16 protein-coding genes and 1 other annotated feature are annotated in these 14,684 nt (G+C 43.9%); all 16 genes read left to right on the forward strand.

Annotated elements, in window-relative coordinates:
• The first annotated feature begins 54 nt into the window (after positions 1-54).
• Entirely contained in the window at positions 55-948 is an 894-nt protein-coding gene (spoIIGA, locus tag LD028_RS12510) for a sigma-E processing peptidase SpoIIGA (RefSeq protein WP_237812007.1), read from the forward strand.
• Between the two features lie 48 nt (positions 949-996).
• On the forward strand, positions 997-1,716 hold the full coding sequence (gene sigE, locus LD028_RS12515; protein ID WP_006321468.1) for an RNA polymerase sporulation sigma factor SigE: 720 nt from the start codon (positions 997-999) through the stop codon (positions 1,714-1,716).
• Positions 1,717-1,781: 65 nt separating this feature from the next.
• Entirely contained in the window at positions 1,782-2,561 is a 780-nt protein-coding gene (sigG, locus tag LD028_RS12520) for an RNA polymerase sporulation sigma factor SigG (protein WP_237812008.1), read from the forward strand.
• A 104-nt stretch (positions 2,562-2,665) separates the two neighbouring features.
• Positions 2,666-2,908: a YlmC/YmxH family sporulation protein gene (locus LD028_RS12525; RefSeq protein ID WP_032101528.1), complete on the forward strand. Its 243-nt coding sequence runs from the start codon at positions 2,666-2,668 to the stop codon at positions 2,906-2,908.
• A 69-nt stretch (positions 2,909-2,977) separates the two neighbouring features.
• A complete protein-coding gene (pgeF, locus tag LD028_RS12530; protein ID WP_226373812.1) occupies positions 2,978-3,778 on the forward strand; it encodes a peptidoglycan editing factor PgeF in 801 nt (266 codons plus the stop codon).
• A 1-nt stretch (position 3,779) separates the two neighbouring features.
• Positions 3,780-4,463 carry a YggS family pyridoxal phosphate-dependent enzyme gene (locus LD028_RS12535; RefSeq protein WP_006321473.1) on the forward strand — a complete coding sequence of 228 codons (684 nt, stop codon included), beginning with the start codon at positions 3,780-3,782 and terminating at the stop codon, positions 4,461-4,463.
• On the forward strand, positions 4,463-4,885 hold the full coding sequence (locus LD028_RS12540; RefSeq protein WP_064220854.1) for a cell division protein SepF: 423 nt from the start codon (positions 4,463-4,465) through the stop codon (positions 4,883-4,885). The genes LD028_RS12535 and LD028_RS12540 overlap by 1 nt, the downstream gene beginning before the upstream one ends.
• A 2-nt stretch (positions 4,886-4,887) precedes the next feature.
• Complete coding sequence (locus tag LD028_RS12545; protein WP_006321475.1) at positions 4,888-5,160, forward strand: YggT family protein; 273 nt, start codon at positions 4,888-4,890, stop codon at positions 5,158-5,160.
• Positions 5,160-5,933, forward strand: a complete 774-nt coding sequence (locus LD028_RS12550; protein WP_237812009.1) for a YlmH family RNA-binding protein — start codon at positions 5,160-5,162, stop codon at positions 5,931-5,933. Before LD028_RS12545 ends, LD028_RS12550 begins: the two co-directional genes overlap by 1 nt.
• A gap of 63 nt (positions 5,934-5,996) precedes the next feature.
• Positions 5,997-6,500 (forward strand): DivIVA domain-containing protein, encoded by a 504-nt coding sequence (locus LD028_RS12555; RefSeq protein ID WP_006321477.1) that lies wholly within the window; start codon positions 5,997-5,999, stop codon positions 6,498-6,500.
• Positions 6,501-6,544: 44 nt separating this feature from the next.
• Positions 6,545-6,760 (forward strand) — a binding site (T-box leader).
• A 45-nt stretch (positions 6,761-6,805) separates the two neighbouring features.
• A complete protein-coding gene (gene ileS, locus LD028_RS12560) occupies positions 6,806-9,562 on the forward strand; it encodes an isoleucine--tRNA ligase (protein WP_237812010.1) in 2,757 nt (918 codons plus the stop codon).
• 128 nt (positions 9,563-9,690) lie between these two features.
• Positions 9,691-10,866, forward strand: coding sequence for an RNA-guided endonuclease InsQ/TnpB family protein (locus LD028_RS12565; protein ID WP_237812011.1), 1,176 nt, complete (start codon positions 9,691-9,693; stop codon positions 10,864-10,866).
• Between the two features lie 202 nt (positions 10,867-11,068).
• Entirely contained in the window at positions 11,069-11,557 is a 489-nt protein-coding gene (gene lspA, locus LD028_RS12570; protein ID WP_237812012.1) for a signal peptidase II, read from the forward strand.
• Positions 11,532-12,443 (forward strand): RluA family pseudouridine synthase, encoded by a 912-nt coding sequence (locus tag LD028_RS12575; RefSeq protein WP_237812013.1) that lies wholly within the window; start codon positions 11,532-11,534, stop codon positions 12,441-12,443. The genes lspA and LD028_RS12575 overlap by 26 nt, the downstream gene beginning before the upstream one ends.
• A gap of 154 nt (positions 12,444-12,597) precedes the next feature.
• Positions 12,598-13,134 carry a bifunctional pyr operon transcriptional regulator/uracil phosphoribosyltransferase PyrR gene (gene pyrR / locus LD028_RS12580; protein WP_035020978.1) on the forward strand — a complete coding sequence of 179 codons (537 nt, stop codon included), beginning with the start codon at positions 12,598-12,600 and terminating at the stop codon, positions 13,132-13,134.
• 118 nt (positions 13,135-13,252) lie between these two features.
• Positions 13,253-14,545 carry a solute carrier family 23 protein gene (locus LD028_RS12585; protein WP_237812014.1) on the forward strand — a complete coding sequence of 431 codons (1,293 nt, stop codon included), beginning with the start codon at positions 13,253-13,255 and terminating at the stop codon, positions 14,543-14,545.
• Positions 14,546-14,684 lie beyond the last annotated feature (139 nt).

The raw sequence follows: 14,684 nt of genomic DNA on the forward strand, positions 1-14,684 counted from the left end.
ACACTTTTCTATTGGAAGTGCTATATACTAGTTTCAAGATGTTGTAAGGAGGGGATGCCGCTGATTTATGCCGATCTCGTATGGTTATTAAATTTTTGTTTTGATGCGATGTTGCTATGGCTTGCGGCAATTATGTTAAAGCGTCGCATTCGTTTATGGCGGCTTATGCTTGCAGCATTATTCGGTTCGTTGCTCGTCTTGCTTGTTTTCACTCCTTTTGCTTATATGACATCTCATTTCGTAACGAAACTTGTCATCTCTTTTTTCATCGTGTGGATTTGTTTTGGTTTCCATCGCTTTCGCTTTTTTGTGGAAAACGTGCTCGCTTTTTATTTTGCCACGTTTATGATGGGGGGAGGGATGGTTGCCTTTCACTTTTTGTTGCAAAGTGAAATCACGCCTTATTCATCGGGTTGGCTCACGCATTCAACTTCGATTAGCTGGTTGTTTATCGTCATCATGTTTCCAATTTTATGGATGTTATCAAAAGTGCAAATGGGAACGATTCGCGAAAAAAAATTGCGGTTTGAACACGTCATCGATGTGCGTGTCACATGTTTTGGACAAACGGTATGTTTAAAAGGATTAGTCGACAGCGGAAACCAGTTGCGCGACCCATTCACAAACACACCGGTTATGATCGTCGAATTGCAACCGTTCGCACATATTTTCCCTCAAGCTGTTTTACAAATGATTCAAAAACGTACGTACACAGATGACATCCCGAACGAATGGTTGGATCGGATACGTTTCGTCCCGTACCGTGCCGTTGGCGTCGAGCAACAGCTGTTAGTGGCGATGAAACCAGACGGCGTACAATGGTCAGACGGAAAACAGTGGATATCTGTCAAAAAAGTGCTTGTTGGCTTTTATCCGTCATCGTTATCAGCAGACGGAGAGTATAACTGCATCGTTCATCCGCATATGGTTATGTCGCAAGCTTCGTAATTATTATTATCATACGGCCGTTCGTGCTGAAATAGAAGGAGGTTTTTTATGAAGTTATTCAAATTACGCCTCACATATGTATGGTACAAACTATTAAAAAAATTAGGGCTTAAAGCGGACGAAATTTATTACATCGGTGGAAGCGAGGCATTGCCACCGCCACTCACAAAAGAGGAAGAAGAAATGTTATTAAAAAAACTTCCTTCTGGGGATGAAACAGCGCGTTCGCTCCTTATTGAGCGAAATCTTCGCCTCGTCGTCTACATCGCCCGAAAATTTGAAAATACCGGCATTAACATTGAAGATTTAATTAGCATTGGTACGATCGGGTTAATTAAAGCAGTCAATACGTTTAATCCGGAGAAGAAAATTAAACTCGCTACATATGCATCGCGCTGCATTGAAAATGAAATTTTAATGTATTTACGACGCAACAATAAAGTACGTTCAGAAGTATCGTTTGATGAACCGTTAAACATCGACTGGGACGGCAACGAACTGCTGTTGTCGGACGTATTAGGTACAGAAGATGACGTCATTACGAAAGATTTAGAAGCAAATATTGACCGAAACTTATTATTTCGTGCGCTCGATCAATTAAGCGATCGAGAGAAACAAATTATGGAACTTCGCTTCGGGCTAAGTGGTGGAGAAGAAAAAACACAAAAAGATGTCGCGGACTTGTTAGGCATTTCCCAATCGTACATTTCCCGTTTAGAAAAGCGAATTATTAAACGATTGCGAAAAGAGTTTAACAAAATGATGTAATGCATATTTTTCCCTTCGAAGGAGATACTGAAAGCTGACAGCATCTCCTGCAAGGAGGGAAAGACATGGCAAGAAACAAAGTTGAAATTTGCGGCGTTGATACATCGAAACTTCCCGTACTGAAAAACGAAGAAATGCGTGAACTATTCCGCCAAATGCAAGCCGGTGACATATCGGCACGCGAAAAATTAATCAACGGGAATTTACGGCTCGTATTAAGCGTCATTCAGCGATTTAACAATCGTGGTGAATATGTCGACGATTTGTTTCAAGTCGGCTGTATCGGACTTATGAAATCGATTGATAATTTTGATTTAAGTCAAAACGTGAAATTTTCAACGTATGCTGTACCGATGATTATTGGTGAAATCCGCCGATATTTACGTGACAATAACCCGATTCGCGTGTCCCGCTCGCTGCGCGATATTGCATACAAAGCGCTACAAGTGCGCGAAAAAATGATGAGCGAAACAGCAAAAGAACCGACAGCAGAAGAAATTGCAAAAATTTTAGACGTCCCACACGAAGAAATTGTGTTTGCATTGGATGCGATTCAAGATCCTGTTTCCTTATTTGAACCGATTTACAACGATGGTGGCGACCCAATTTATGTGATGGACCAGCTGAGTGATGAGAAAAACCGTGATATAAATTGGATTGAGGAAATCGCACTGAAAGAAGGGCTACGTCGGCTAAATGAGCGCGAAAAAATGATTATCCGCAAACGATTTTTTCAAGGGAAGACACAAATGGAAGTGGCCGAAGAAATCGGGATTTCCCAAGCGCAAGTATCTCGTTTAGAAAAAGCGGCCATTAAACAAATGAATAAAAATATTCAATGGTAACATCCCCCACACAGCTGGGGGTTTTTCTATGCTTTCAACATGACTACAACCTTCGATTTACGCATACATATAGGAGATAGAAAGAAGAAAAGGAGCGGGGGAACATGGTGAAAATTTCTGAACTCCAACAAAAAGACGTCGTCAATGTCGCAAACGGCAAACGGCTTGGAAATATTGGAGATATTGATATTAATTTAACGACCGGTCAAATTGAAGCTATCATCATTATCGGTGCAGGGAAGGTGCTCGGTTTATTTGGACGAACGGATGAAATTATTATTCCGTGGCGCGATATTGTGAAAGTTGGTGCCGACGTCATTCTCGTTCGATTAGATGGCGATGAATAATTCACGTTTTCGGCAAGCTGTGATAAAATAGGAAAAAAAGTGATAAAATTGTACAAAGGATGTCGAACGATGAATGAAATATTTCGACAAGCGCACGAGTCGTTGCTTTTGTTTGATGGATGGGAAAATGTGAGCGTTGCGTTTACGACAAAACGAGGCGGAGTGAGCACAGGGGCGTTTGCCACGTTAAACCTCGGCATGCATGTCGCAGACGATTGCGATGTCGTATATGAAAATCGAAAAAAAGTAGCCGAGCAGTTAAACGTTTCGCTTGATCGCTGGGTATGTGCCGATCAAGTGCATGGCGTACACATCGAAAAAGTGACGAACAATCATGCAGGAAAAGGGGTACGCGCGTACGATACCGCTGTACCTCATACAGACGGGCTGTATACGAACGAACGACAACTGATGTTGGCGCTTTGTTTTGCGGATTGCGTTCCGCTTTACTTTTTTTCGCCAAGTAAAAAGCTAATTGGACTTGCACATGCCGGCTGGAAAGGAACGGTGCATAACATCGCGGGTGAAATGGTGAAGCGATGGAACGAAGAAGGGGCTGATGATATTTACGTCGTCATCGGTCCGTCGATCGGCCGTTGTTGTTACGTCGTCGATGATCGCGTCATTGAATTCGTTCAAAAGGCGCTAGTCAACTCGCCACAATCTCTTTATAATGAAACAAGTAAGGGACAGTATGCGCTCGACTTAAAAGAAATGAATAAACAGCTTTTGCAACAAGCAGGTGTTCCGAGCGAACGTATCGCTGTTTCATCGTATTGCACAAGCTGTGAGCAGTCATTATTTTTCTCTCACCGACGCGACGGTGGCAAAACAGGAAGAATGATGGCGCTTATTGGCTGGAGGGAATGATATGTCGGTCAAACAACGGCTACAAACAATTCAACAACATATTGCTAAAGCGTGTGAAAAAACAGGACGAAACGCATCAGACGTTCAAATTGTGGCAGTGACAAAATATGTCAGCATCGCGCGAGCAAAAGAGGCGATCGATGCGGGCATCGTTCATTTAGGCGAAAGTCGTACCGACGGTTTTTTACAAAAATACGAAACAATCGGAAAAGAAGCAACATGGCATTTTATCGGCACGTTGCAATCAAGAAAAGTGAAACAAATCATCGATTACGTTGACTACGTTCATTCGCTCGACCGTCTTTCATTAGCAGAAGAAATTAACAAACGAGCGAATCGAACGATCAAATGTTTCGTGCAAGTCAATGTTTCAGGGGAGCAATCGAAACACGGGCTAGCGCCAAAAGACGTATTGCCGTTTATTGAAACATTATCTGCTTTTTCACGTATTGAAGTTGTCGGATTAATGACGATGGCGCCATATACGGACGATGAGGCGACGATTCGTCGCTGTTTTCGGACGTTGCGCGAGTTAAAAGAACAAGTACAAGAAAAACAATTGCCGCACGCCCCTTGTACACAATTGTCCATGGGGATGTCAAACGACTACGTAATTGCAGTCGAAGAAGGAGCAACGTTTCTTCGCCTCGGTACATGTCTTGTCGGTGAAGAGGAGGTGGAATGATGGGATTTGTGAAAAAAATTCGCGATTTTTTCGATTTAGATGAAGAAAAATGGGAAGAAGATGAATACGAGGAAGAAGAAGTCGTTCAACAACCGAAAGCCGAACAAAAACAAAATGTTGTGAGTTTACAAAGTGTACAAAAATCGTCCAAGCTCGTCTTATTTGAGCCGCGCGCATATGCGGAAGTACAAGAAATTGCCGACCATTTAAAAAATCGGCGTGCTGTCGTCGTAAACGTTCATCGTGTTGACCGTGATCAAGCGCGGCGCATTGTCGACTTTTTAAGCGGAACGGTGTATGCGATTGGCGGAGACATTCAACAAGTCGGCTCTACCATTTTTTTATGCACGCCGGATAATGTAGATGTAAGTGGATCCATTTCGATCGTTTCTGACGATGAACCGACAATAAAGAGGTGGTAATTTTGTATCAAATAGCAAATTTTCTAGCAACCGTCATTGAAGTATATTCGTACGCGATTATTGTTTACATTTTAATGTCATGGTTTCCGAATGCGCGTGAAACAAAAATTGGTCAATTTCTCGCCAACATTTGTGAGCCGTATTTAGAGCCGTTTCGTCGCTTTATTCCGCCGATTGGCATGATCGACATTTCTCCGATCGTCGCCTTGCTTGTGTTACGTTTTGCGACGGCGGGCGTTTACGGATTAGTCGACATGGTCATTCGAGGGTTGTAATGGACATTTATCAACATTTTCGCAAGGAAGAGCATCATTTTATTGATCTCGTTTGCGAATGGAAGCGGCTTGTCACGGAACAATATGCTCCGAAGCTCACAGATTTTTTAACTCCGCGCGAACAACAAATCGTCCGCTCGATTGTCGGCCATCACGATGAAGTGCACGTTGCTTTTTTTGGTGGCTCATCATCTGTTGAACGAAAGCGAGCACTGCTATATCCGACTTACATGCAACCGAATGAAGATGATTTTCAACTATCGTTGTTTTCCGTTCGCTATCCAAAAAAATTTGTTACACTCGGGCATCGTGACGTGCTCGGTGCCCTTTTGTCACTCGGTGTGAAGCGTGAAAAATTTGGCGATATCGTCATCGTTGATGATATCATTCAGTTTGTCGTCGCTAAAGAAATTGCAACGTTTGTGAAAATGAACGTCACAACGATTGGAAAAGCAAAAGTATCGTTAGAAGAACAACCGCTTTCGCAACTTCTCGCTGTGAAAGAAGAATGGGAAGAAGAAACTTTTACCGTTTCTTCTTTGCGACTTGACGCCATTTTAGCGCAATGTTTTCGCATATCACGCCAAAAAGCACAAGCTTGCATTGCCCAAAACTTCGTGAAAGTGAATTGGAAAACGGTTGACCAAGCTCATATGGAGTGCCAAGAAGGTGATTTATTGTCATTACGCGGGTATGGGCGCTGCCGACTGCAAGCGATTGTCGGGCAAACAAAAAAAGAAAAATGGCGCATCGTTGTCGAAAAAGCAAAATAAAAGAAGGATTTTCGCAAAACATGTCGAAACATACGGTACGTACATAAGATGGAGGTGGGCCGCATGCCATTAACGCCGTTAGATATTCATAATAAAGAATTTAGCCGAGGCTTTCGCGGATATGATGAAGATGAAGTGAACGAGTTTTTAGATCAAGTCATTAAAGACTATGAAATGATTTTGCGTGAAAAAAAGCAGCTTGAGGAAAAAGTGCGAGAGCTGACGGAAAAACTCAACTATTTTACAAATATCGAAGAAACGTTAAATAAATCGATTTTAATTGCGCAAGAAACAGCCGAAGAAGTGAAGCGAAACGCGCAAAAAGAAGCGAAGCTCATCATTAAAGAGGCGGAGAAAAATGCAGATCGCATCATTAGTGAGGCGCTCGCAAAAACGCGAAAAATCGCGATGGAAGTGGAAGAACTAAAGCGTCAAGCGAAAGTGTTCCGCAATCGTTTTAAAATGTTAATTGAAGCGCAGCTTGATATGTTAAATAGCGGCGACTGGGATCATTTATTAGATTACAAGCTTGATGATGAAGCGGTACAAGAAATAACAGAGTCTTGACGATGGCTATTGTGATTGCCTATAATATCGAATACAGTTATATCGCAAAAACGATGAAGGGGACAGTAGTTCTTTCATCAGCTTATTACAGCGAGCCGAGGGCGGTGGAAGCTCGGCATAAGCGAAAGAATGAAAATCACCCCGGAGTTCCGTGCTGAACAAATAGTAGGCCACGGCGCGTCATTCCCGTTACGAATGTCAAGTGGGCTATGTTTACATAGTCAACAAGGGTGGTACCGCGAGACCTTCTCGTCCCTTTTGGGCATGGGAAGGTTTTTTTATTTACATAAAAGGAGGTAAACAAAATGGATTACAAAGATACGTTACTCATGCCAAAAACGGATTTCCCGATGCGCGGAAATCTTCCACAACGTGAACCACAAATGCAAGCAAAATGGGATGAAATGGACATTTATCGTAAAGTGCAAGAGCGTACAAAAGATCGCCCGCTTTTCGTATTGCATGACGGACCGCCGTATGCGAACGGCGACATTCATATGGGACATGCCCTTAATAAAATTTTAAAAGACTTTATCGTTCGCTATAAGTCAATGAGCGGCTATTGTGCCCCGTACGTACCGGGCTGGGATACGCATGGCTTGCCGATTGAAACGGCGCTGACGAAAAATAAAGGCGTCAATCGGAAAGAAATGAGCGTTGCGGAGTTTCGTAAGTTATGTGAGCAATATGCATACGAGCAAATTGACCGCCAGCGCGAACAATTTAAACGCCTTGGTGTGCGCGGCGATTGGGACAATCCTTACATTACGTTAACGCCAGAATATGAAGCACAACAAATTAAAGTGTTTGGTGAAATGGCGAAAAAAGGATTAATTTATAAAGGATTAAAGCCTGTGTATTGGTCTCCATCAAGCGAATCGGCGCTTGCCGAAGCGGAAATCGAGTACAAAGACAAACGTTCCCCATCGATTTACGTCGCTTTTCCTGTCAAAGACGGAAAAGGGGTGCTTGATGGCGACGAAAAAATCGTCATTTGGACGACAACGCCATGGACGATTCCAGCGAACTTAGGTATCGCTGTGCATCCACAGTTGCAATATAGCGTCGTTGAGGCAGATGGTGGCAAATACGTCGTTGCATCGGAGTTATTACAATCGGTACAAAAAGAAATTGGCTGGGAACATGTGACTGTATTAAAAACAGTGAAAGGAAGCGAACTCGAATACGTCGTTGCGAAACATCCGTTTTACGACCGTGATTCGCTCGTCATTTGTAGCGAACACGTCACAACAGACGCCGGAACCGGTTGCGTTCATACGGCCCCAGGACACGGGGAAGACGACTTTATCGTCGGTCAAAAATACGGTTTAGGTGTTCTTTGCCCTGTCGATGAGCGCGGCTATATGACGGAAGAAGCGCCAGGGTTTGCCGGCATGTTTTACGATGACGCAAACAAAGCGATTACAGAAAAGCTACAAGAAGTAGGTGCTTTATTAAAACTATCGTTTATTACGCACTCGTATCCGCACGATTGGCGGACGAAACAACCGACAATTTTCCGTGCGACAGCTCAATGGTTTGCGTCCATCGACAAAATTCGCGATCAATTATTGAAAGCTGTCGAAGAAACGAAATGGGTGCCAGCATGGGGTGAAATTCGCATCCACAACATGATTCGCGATCGTGGCGACTGGTGCATTTCGCGCCAACGTGCGTGGGGCGTACCGATTCCAGTCTTTTATGCGGAAAACGGTGAACCGATTATTACAGACGAAACGATTGAACACGTATCGAACTTGTTCCGCCAATACGGTTCAAACGTTTGGTTTGAGCGCGAAGCGAAAGATTTGCTCCCAGAAGGGTTTACGCATCCAGGTAGCCCGAACGGACGCTTTACGAAAGAAACAGATATTATGGACGTTTGGTTCGACTCTGGTTCTTCCCATCAAGCGGTACTAGAAGAACGGGACGATTTACAACGTCCAGCAGATCTTTATTTAGAAGGGTCCGACCAATATCGCGGCTGGTTTAACTCATCGCTCTCCACCGCGGTTGCAGTTACCGGAAAAGCGCCGTATAAAGGCGTATTAAGCCATGGCTTCGTACTAGATGGCGAAGGACGAAAAATGAGCAAATCGCTCGGCAACGTCGTCGTACCAGCAAAAGTCATGGAACAGCTTGGTGCCGACATTTTGCGTCTTTGGGTTGCTTCTGTCGACTATCAAGCGGACGTGCGCATTTCTGACAACATTTTAAAACAAGTCGCAGAAGTATATCGTAAAATTCGCAACACGTTCCGTTTCATGCTCGGGAACTTATTCGATTTCAATCCTGCAGAACATACGGTAGCGATCGAGCAGTTGCGCGAAGTGGACCGTTACATGCTCATTAAATTAAATCGTCTCATCGAAAAAGTAAAACAAGCGTATGAAACGTATGAATTTGCGACGATTTACCATGAAATAAACAACTTCTGCACCGTCGATTTAAGCGCTTTTTACTTCGATTTTTCAAAAGACGTGTTGTACATCGAAGCAGCCAATAATCATGAACGTCGTTCAATTCAAACGGTGTTGTATGAAACGCTTGTAGCGTTAACGAAACTTGTTGCGCCAATTTTACCGCATACGGCAGATGAAGTGTGGTCGTACATTCCACACGTTAAAGAAGAAAGCGTACAGCTTGTCGATATGCCAGAAGCCGTGCATATTGATGATGCCGATCGCATCGTTGAAAAATGGGATGCGTTTATGGAATTGCGCGATGAAGTATTAAAAGCGCTAGAAGTGGCACGCAATGAAAAACTAATCGGCAAGTCGCTAACGGCGCACGTCATTTTATATCCGACTGACGACACGAAAGCGCTCATCGATTCAATTGAAGAAGATATGAAACAGCTATTAATCGTTTCCGCGTTTTCGATTGGTGGAACGTTTGCTGATGCACCGAACGAGGCGCAAACATTTACGAAAACAGCGATTGTCGTCAAACAAGCGGAAGGAAAAACGTGCGCACGTTGCTGGGTCGTTACACCGACAGTCGGCGAAGATGCAGACCACCCAGAGCTATGTCCACGTTGTGCGACAATTGTCAAGCAATAACACATATCCCCCCTCTCTTTCAAGGGGGTTTTTGACTGTTCATGATAAATGTATAAATATTTATAAAAATTTTGTAAAAATCTGATGATCATTTTATGTAAAAAAAGTCAAAAAGGGGCTGGGAGAAGATGATTCGCGCGTACAAAGTCATGCTTCTGCCCAACAATAAGCAAAAGACGAAGCTTTTTCAATGCGCAGGTGTTGCCAGATGGGCGTATAACTTTGCATTAGCGCAACAACAAGAAAATGATAAACAAGGTGGCAAATTTTTAAGTGATGGCGAACTAAGAAAAAGATTAACGCAGCTCAAACAAACGAAAGAGTACAGTTGGCTCAATCAATTCTCAAACAACATCACAAAACAAGCGATCAAAGACGCGTGTCAAGCTTACAAAAACTTTTTTGAAGGACGGGCGAAGTTTCCAAAGTTTAAAACGAAAAAACGAACGCGACCGAGCTTTTATCAAGATACATCGAAAATCAAAATCACCGACACGCATGTGAAACTAGAAAAACTGACGCCTTCTAAAAAGAAAAATAGACAGACATTCAATTGGATCCGTCTTGCTGAAAGAGGACGTATTCCTCACGGTGCACATATAAAGTATGTCAATCCGCGCATCGTGTTTGACGGACTTCATTGGTTTTTAACGGTCGGTGTAGAGGAAGCGGAAGTGAAACATGGAACATACAACGAAGGCATTGGTATTGATTTGGGAGTAAAATCGTTCGCTACCGTCAGCAATGGGATGACATTTCCTAACATCCATCACATGCCTCAAGTGAAAAAGCTTGAAAAACAAATGAAGCGAATGCAAAGAAAAATATCGCGAAAATATGAAATGAACAAAATCCAAACAGAAAGGGGGGAATTCCGTTACAGAAAAACGGAAAACATCAAGAAACTAGAATTCCTTGTTTTGAAAAAACGCCGAAGGCTAAAAAATACCCAGCTAAACTATACCCACCACATCACCACGACGTTGGTGAAAACCAAGCCAGCGTATGTCGTGATGGAAGACTTGAATACAAGTGGCATGTTAAAAAATCGCAAGCTATCGAAAGCGATTCAACAACAAACATTCCACGAGTTCAAGCGGCAAATGACGTACAAATGTGCATGGCATGGGATCGAGTTGATCGTGGCGGATCGGTTTTATCCGTCAAGCAAAAAGTGTAGCTGTTGCGGTCATGTAAAAGAGAAGCTTTCTTTATCCGAACGGACGTATCGCTGTGAAGCTTGCGGGATAGAAATGGATCGCGACCTCAACGCAAGCATCAACTTGAAAAACTATGCCAAGTAAAGCACAACATGTACCCATACGTTAGTGGGGAAGTGAAGCCTTCGGAGCGTCAAAGAAACGAGAGTAGCTTTTCGCGAAATCGGGCGCGATGAACAAGGAAGGAAACATAGACTTTTATAAGTTTTTTATAAAGTCTTGTAAGTTTTCTGTAACGGGATTGTTTGTGATAAAATGAAAAAGAATTTCGCTTTGGAGGGGTATAATGTTATATTATTTGCTTGCTTTTGTCGTGATATTGATTGACCAATGGACGAAATGGCTCGTCGTTCGCTATATGGAATTAGGCGAAAGCATTCCGATTATTGAAAACGTGTTATATATGACATCGCATCGCAATCGTGGAGCGGCATGGGGCATGTTGCAAGGACAATTTTGGCTGTTTTATTTGATTACAATTGTCGTCGTTGTCGGCATCGTCATATACATTCAACGGTTGCAACCGACGCAACGGCTGTTTGGCATCGCGCTTGGATTGATGCTTGGCGGCGCGCTCGGGAACTTTATTGATCGCGTATTTCGAAAAGAAGTTGTCGATTTTGTGCATACGTATATTTTCAATTATAGCTTCCCGATTTTTAACGTCGCCGATGCAGCATTGACAATCGGTGTTGCGCTCATGTTTATTTATACATGGACCGAAGAAAAACAACGAAAGGGAATGAGCGATGGAGCAAATTCAACTCACGATTGAAGAACAACACGATGGAGAGCGCATTGATAAAGTCATTGCTGAACTAAATGAACAATGGTCGCGTTCTCAAGTACAACAATGGTTAAAAGAAGGGCATGTGCTCGTGAACGGTAAAGCGGTGAAACCGAACTACAAATGCCATGTCGATGATGAAGTGGTCATTTCCATTCCGAGTCCGGAGCCGTTAGATGTCGCACCGGAGCCAATTCCGCTTGATATTTATTACGAAGATGCGGACGTGCTCGTTGTCAATAAGCCGCGCGGCATGGTCGTTCATCCAGCGCCAGGTCATATGCACGGGACGCTTGTTAACGCGTTACTTGCACATTGTCAAGACCTTTCCGGCATTAACGGTGTGCTTCGACCGGGCATCGTTCATCGCATCGATAAAGATACGTCCGGTTTATTAATGATTGCCAAAAACGATTTGGCGCATGAGTCGCTTGTCAATCAACTTGTAAACAAAACGGTGACGCGCAAATATGTCGCGATCGTTCACGGTGTCATTCCGCACGATTACGGGACGATTGATGCCCCAATCGGGCGCGACCCACGCGATCGTCAAAGCATGGCCGTTGTGGAAAACGGAAAAGAAGCGGTGACACATTTTCGCGTCCTCGAACGATTTGAACATTATACGTTCGTTGAATGTCAGCTTGAAACAGGGCGGACGCATCAAATTCGTGTGCATATGAAATACATTGGCTATCCGCTTGCCGGAGATCCAAAATACGGTCCACGCAAAACGTTGCCGATTGACGGACAGGCGCTTCACGCTGGCGTATTAGGATTTCAACATCCGCGCACGGGCGAATATTTGCAGTTTGAAGCCCCGATTCCTCACGAATTTGAGCGATTGCTCGACATGTTGCGAAATAATCGTTGACAAACGAAAAAAAGAAACGTACAATGAGTTCAAGTGAACAAAGACCTTTAAGTTCAGTCCCGTGAGGCTGAGAAGGTGTCGGATTTAGGTGACGTATGCCTACATATACCCTCTCGCCAAACGGTGAGAGGGTTTTTTGTATGGAGGTGGAACGATGCAAAAGGCAATTGTATTAGACGAACAAGCGATTCGACGCGCGTTGACGCGCATTGCTCACGAAATTATTGAGCGCAATAAAGGGATTGACGGTTGCGTCCTCATCGGTATTAAAACGCGCGGCATTTACTTAGCAAAACGATTAGCTGAACGCATTGAACAAATTGAAGGAACGTCTATTCCTGTTGGCGAGTTAGATATTACGTTATACCGTGATGATTTAACAGTAAAAACAGACGATCGTGAACCGCTTGTGAAAGGAACGGACGTCCCATTTTCCGTTACAAATCGAAAAGTCGTTTTAGTTGATGACGTATTATTTACAGGCCGAACGGTGCGCGCCGCCATGGATGCCGTTATGGATCTCGGTCGCCCGGCGCAAATTCAATTAGCTGTTCTCGTTGACCGCGGTCATCGCGAATTGCCGATTCGTGCCGATTTCGTCGGCAAAAACATCCCGACATCAAGCGCAGAAAGAATTGTCGTCGAATTAAAAGAAGTGGACGACATCGATCAAGTGAGCATACATGAATAAAGCACCCTTTTTAAAGGCAGTCCAGCGAGGCTGACAAAGGGGATTCGTTTCCTATACCCTCTTTGTGCCTTCGTACGGACAAAGAGGGTTTTTTAATAAAAAGAAAGGGAGAGAGAAGATGAATAAACCAGTATTAGACGTGAAAGATGTTCCTTCTTTCGGACAGCTTGTTACACTTAGTTTACAACATTTATTTGCGATGTTTGGTGCCACCATTTTAGTGCCATATTTGGTCGGGTTAAGTCCAGCGATGGCGCTCATTTCAAGCGGACTCGGTACAATCGCCTTTTTAATCGTGACAAAATGGCAAGTACCTGCTTACCTCGGCTCATCGTTCGCGTTTATTACGCCAATTATTGCAGCGAAAGCAGCTGGTGGTCCGGGTGCGGCGATGATCGGAAGTTTTTTAGCCGGTCTCGTATATGGCATCGTCGCTTTAGCGATTAAAAAAGCAGGTTATCGTTGGATTATGAATTTACTTCCGCCGATCGTCGTCGGTCCGGTCATTATCGTCATCGGCTTAGGATTAGCAAACGTTGCCGTCAGCATGGCGATGAACGGCCCAGATGGAAAGTATAGCTTAACGCACTTTTCTGTTGCAGTTGTGACGCTTGCTGCAACGATTATGTTTTCGATTTTATCAAGAGGAATGTTTAGCTTAGTACCTGTTTTGATGGGCATTATCGTCGGCTACGTGTACGCGTTAGCTGTCGGCGTCGTCGATTTATCAGGGGTGGCAAAAGCAAAATGGATTGAGACGCCTGATTTCTTGTTACCGTTCGTTCATTACGATGTACGCGTGACGCTCGATATTGTGCTTTTGATGGTGCCTGTAGCCATTGTGACATTATCTGAACATATCGGTCATCAGCTCGTATTAAGCAAAGTCGTTGGGCGCGATTACATTAAAGAACCAGGTTTACATCGCTCGATTTTCGGTGATGGATTAGCGACGATGATTTCAGCCCTCATCGGCGGTCCGCCAAAGACGACATACGGAGAAAATATCGGCGTGTTAGCGATTACGCGCGTATATAGCGTATATGTGTTAGCTGGTGCGGCTGTGCTGGCGATCGCGTTCGGATTTTTAGGAAAAGTGACGGCGCTTATTAGCTCGATTCCGACGCCGGTCATGGGTGGCGTATCGATCTTACTGTTCGGAATTATCGCTTCTTCAGGTTTGCGCATGCTTGTCGATAGTAAAATCGACTTTGGTGACAAACGAAACTTAGTCATCTCATCAGTTATTCTCGTCATCGGCATCGGGGATGCGGTTGTGAAAGTATCAGAACAATTTGAAGTGCACGGTATGGCGCTTGCGGCAATCACAGGTATCGTATTAAACCTCATTTTGCCTGGTCGCCCGAAAGTGTCGGATAGCGTATTTGAACAAAAACATGATGTCGCATAACACACCTTTTAAAAGAAGTCCAGCGAGGCTTACAAAGGTGTGCTAGAGGAAATCCGTTCATCGAAACGGTCTCTTTCCTCATGCTTGTAAACACCTTGCCTCGCTCGGCAAGGTGTTTTTTTACTAAAAAGGAGGAGTT

The organism is Anoxybacillus sp. LAT27, assembly GCF_022030075.1.
Lineage (GTDB): Bacteria > Bacillota > Bacilli > Bacillales > Anoxybacillaceae > Anoxybacillus > Anoxybacillus kestanbolensis.

Bases quoted from the DNA above. Each gene is read 5' to 3' on its own strand.
- spoIIGA (WP_237812007.1), top strand. From the start codon at position 55: ATGCCGCTGATTTATGCCGATCTCGTATGGTTATTAAATTTTTGTTTT.
- sigE (WP_006321468.1), top strand. From the start codon at position 997: ATGAAGTTATTCAAATTACGCCTCACATATGTATGGTACAAACTATTA.
- sigG (WP_237812008.1), top strand. From the start codon at position 1,782: ATGGCAAGAAACAAAGTTGAAATTTGCGGCGTTGATACATCGAAACTT.
- LD028_RS12525 (WP_032101528.1), top strand. From the start codon at position 2,666: ATGGTGAAAATTTCTGAACTCCAACAAAAAGACGTCGTCAATGTCGCA.
- pgeF (WP_226373812.1), top strand. From the start codon at position 2,978: ATGAATGAAATATTTCGACAAGCGCACGAGTCGTTGCTTTTGTTTGAT.
- LD028_RS12535 (WP_006321473.1), top strand. From the start codon at position 3,780: ATGTCGGTCAAACAACGGCTACAAACAATTCAACAACATATTGCTAAA.
- LD028_RS12540 (WP_064220854.1), top strand. From the start codon at position 4,463: ATGGGATTTGTGAAAAAAATTCGCGATTTTTTCGATTTAGATGAAGAA.
- LD028_RS12550 (WP_237812009.1), top strand. From the start codon at position 5,160: ATGGACATTTATCAACATTTTCGCAAGGAAGAGCATCATTTTATTGAT.
- LD028_RS12555 (WP_006321477.1), top strand. From the start codon at position 5,997: ATGCCATTAACGCCGTTAGATATTCATAATAAAGAATTTAGCCGAGGC.
- ileS (WP_237812010.1), top strand. From the start codon at position 6,806: ATGGATTACAAAGATACGTTACTCATGCCAAAAACGGATTTCCCGATG.
- LD028_RS12565 (WP_237812011.1), top strand. From the start codon at position 9,691: ATGATTCGCGCGTACAAAGTCATGCTTCTGCCCAACAATAAGCAAAAG.
- lspA (WP_237812012.1), top strand. From the start codon at position 11,069: ATGTTATATTATTTGCTTGCTTTTGTCGTGATATTGATTGACCAATGG.
- LD028_RS12575 (WP_237812013.1), top strand. From the start codon at position 11,532: ATGGAGCAAATTCAACTCACGATTGAAGAACAACACGATGGAGAGCGC.
- pyrR (WP_035020978.1), top strand. From the start codon at position 12,598: ATGCAAAAGGCAATTGTATTAGACGAACAAGCGATTCGACGCGCGTTG.
- LD028_RS12585 (WP_237812014.1), top strand. From the start codon at position 13,253: ATGAATAAACCAGTATTAGACGTGAAAGATGTTCCTTCTTTCGGACAG.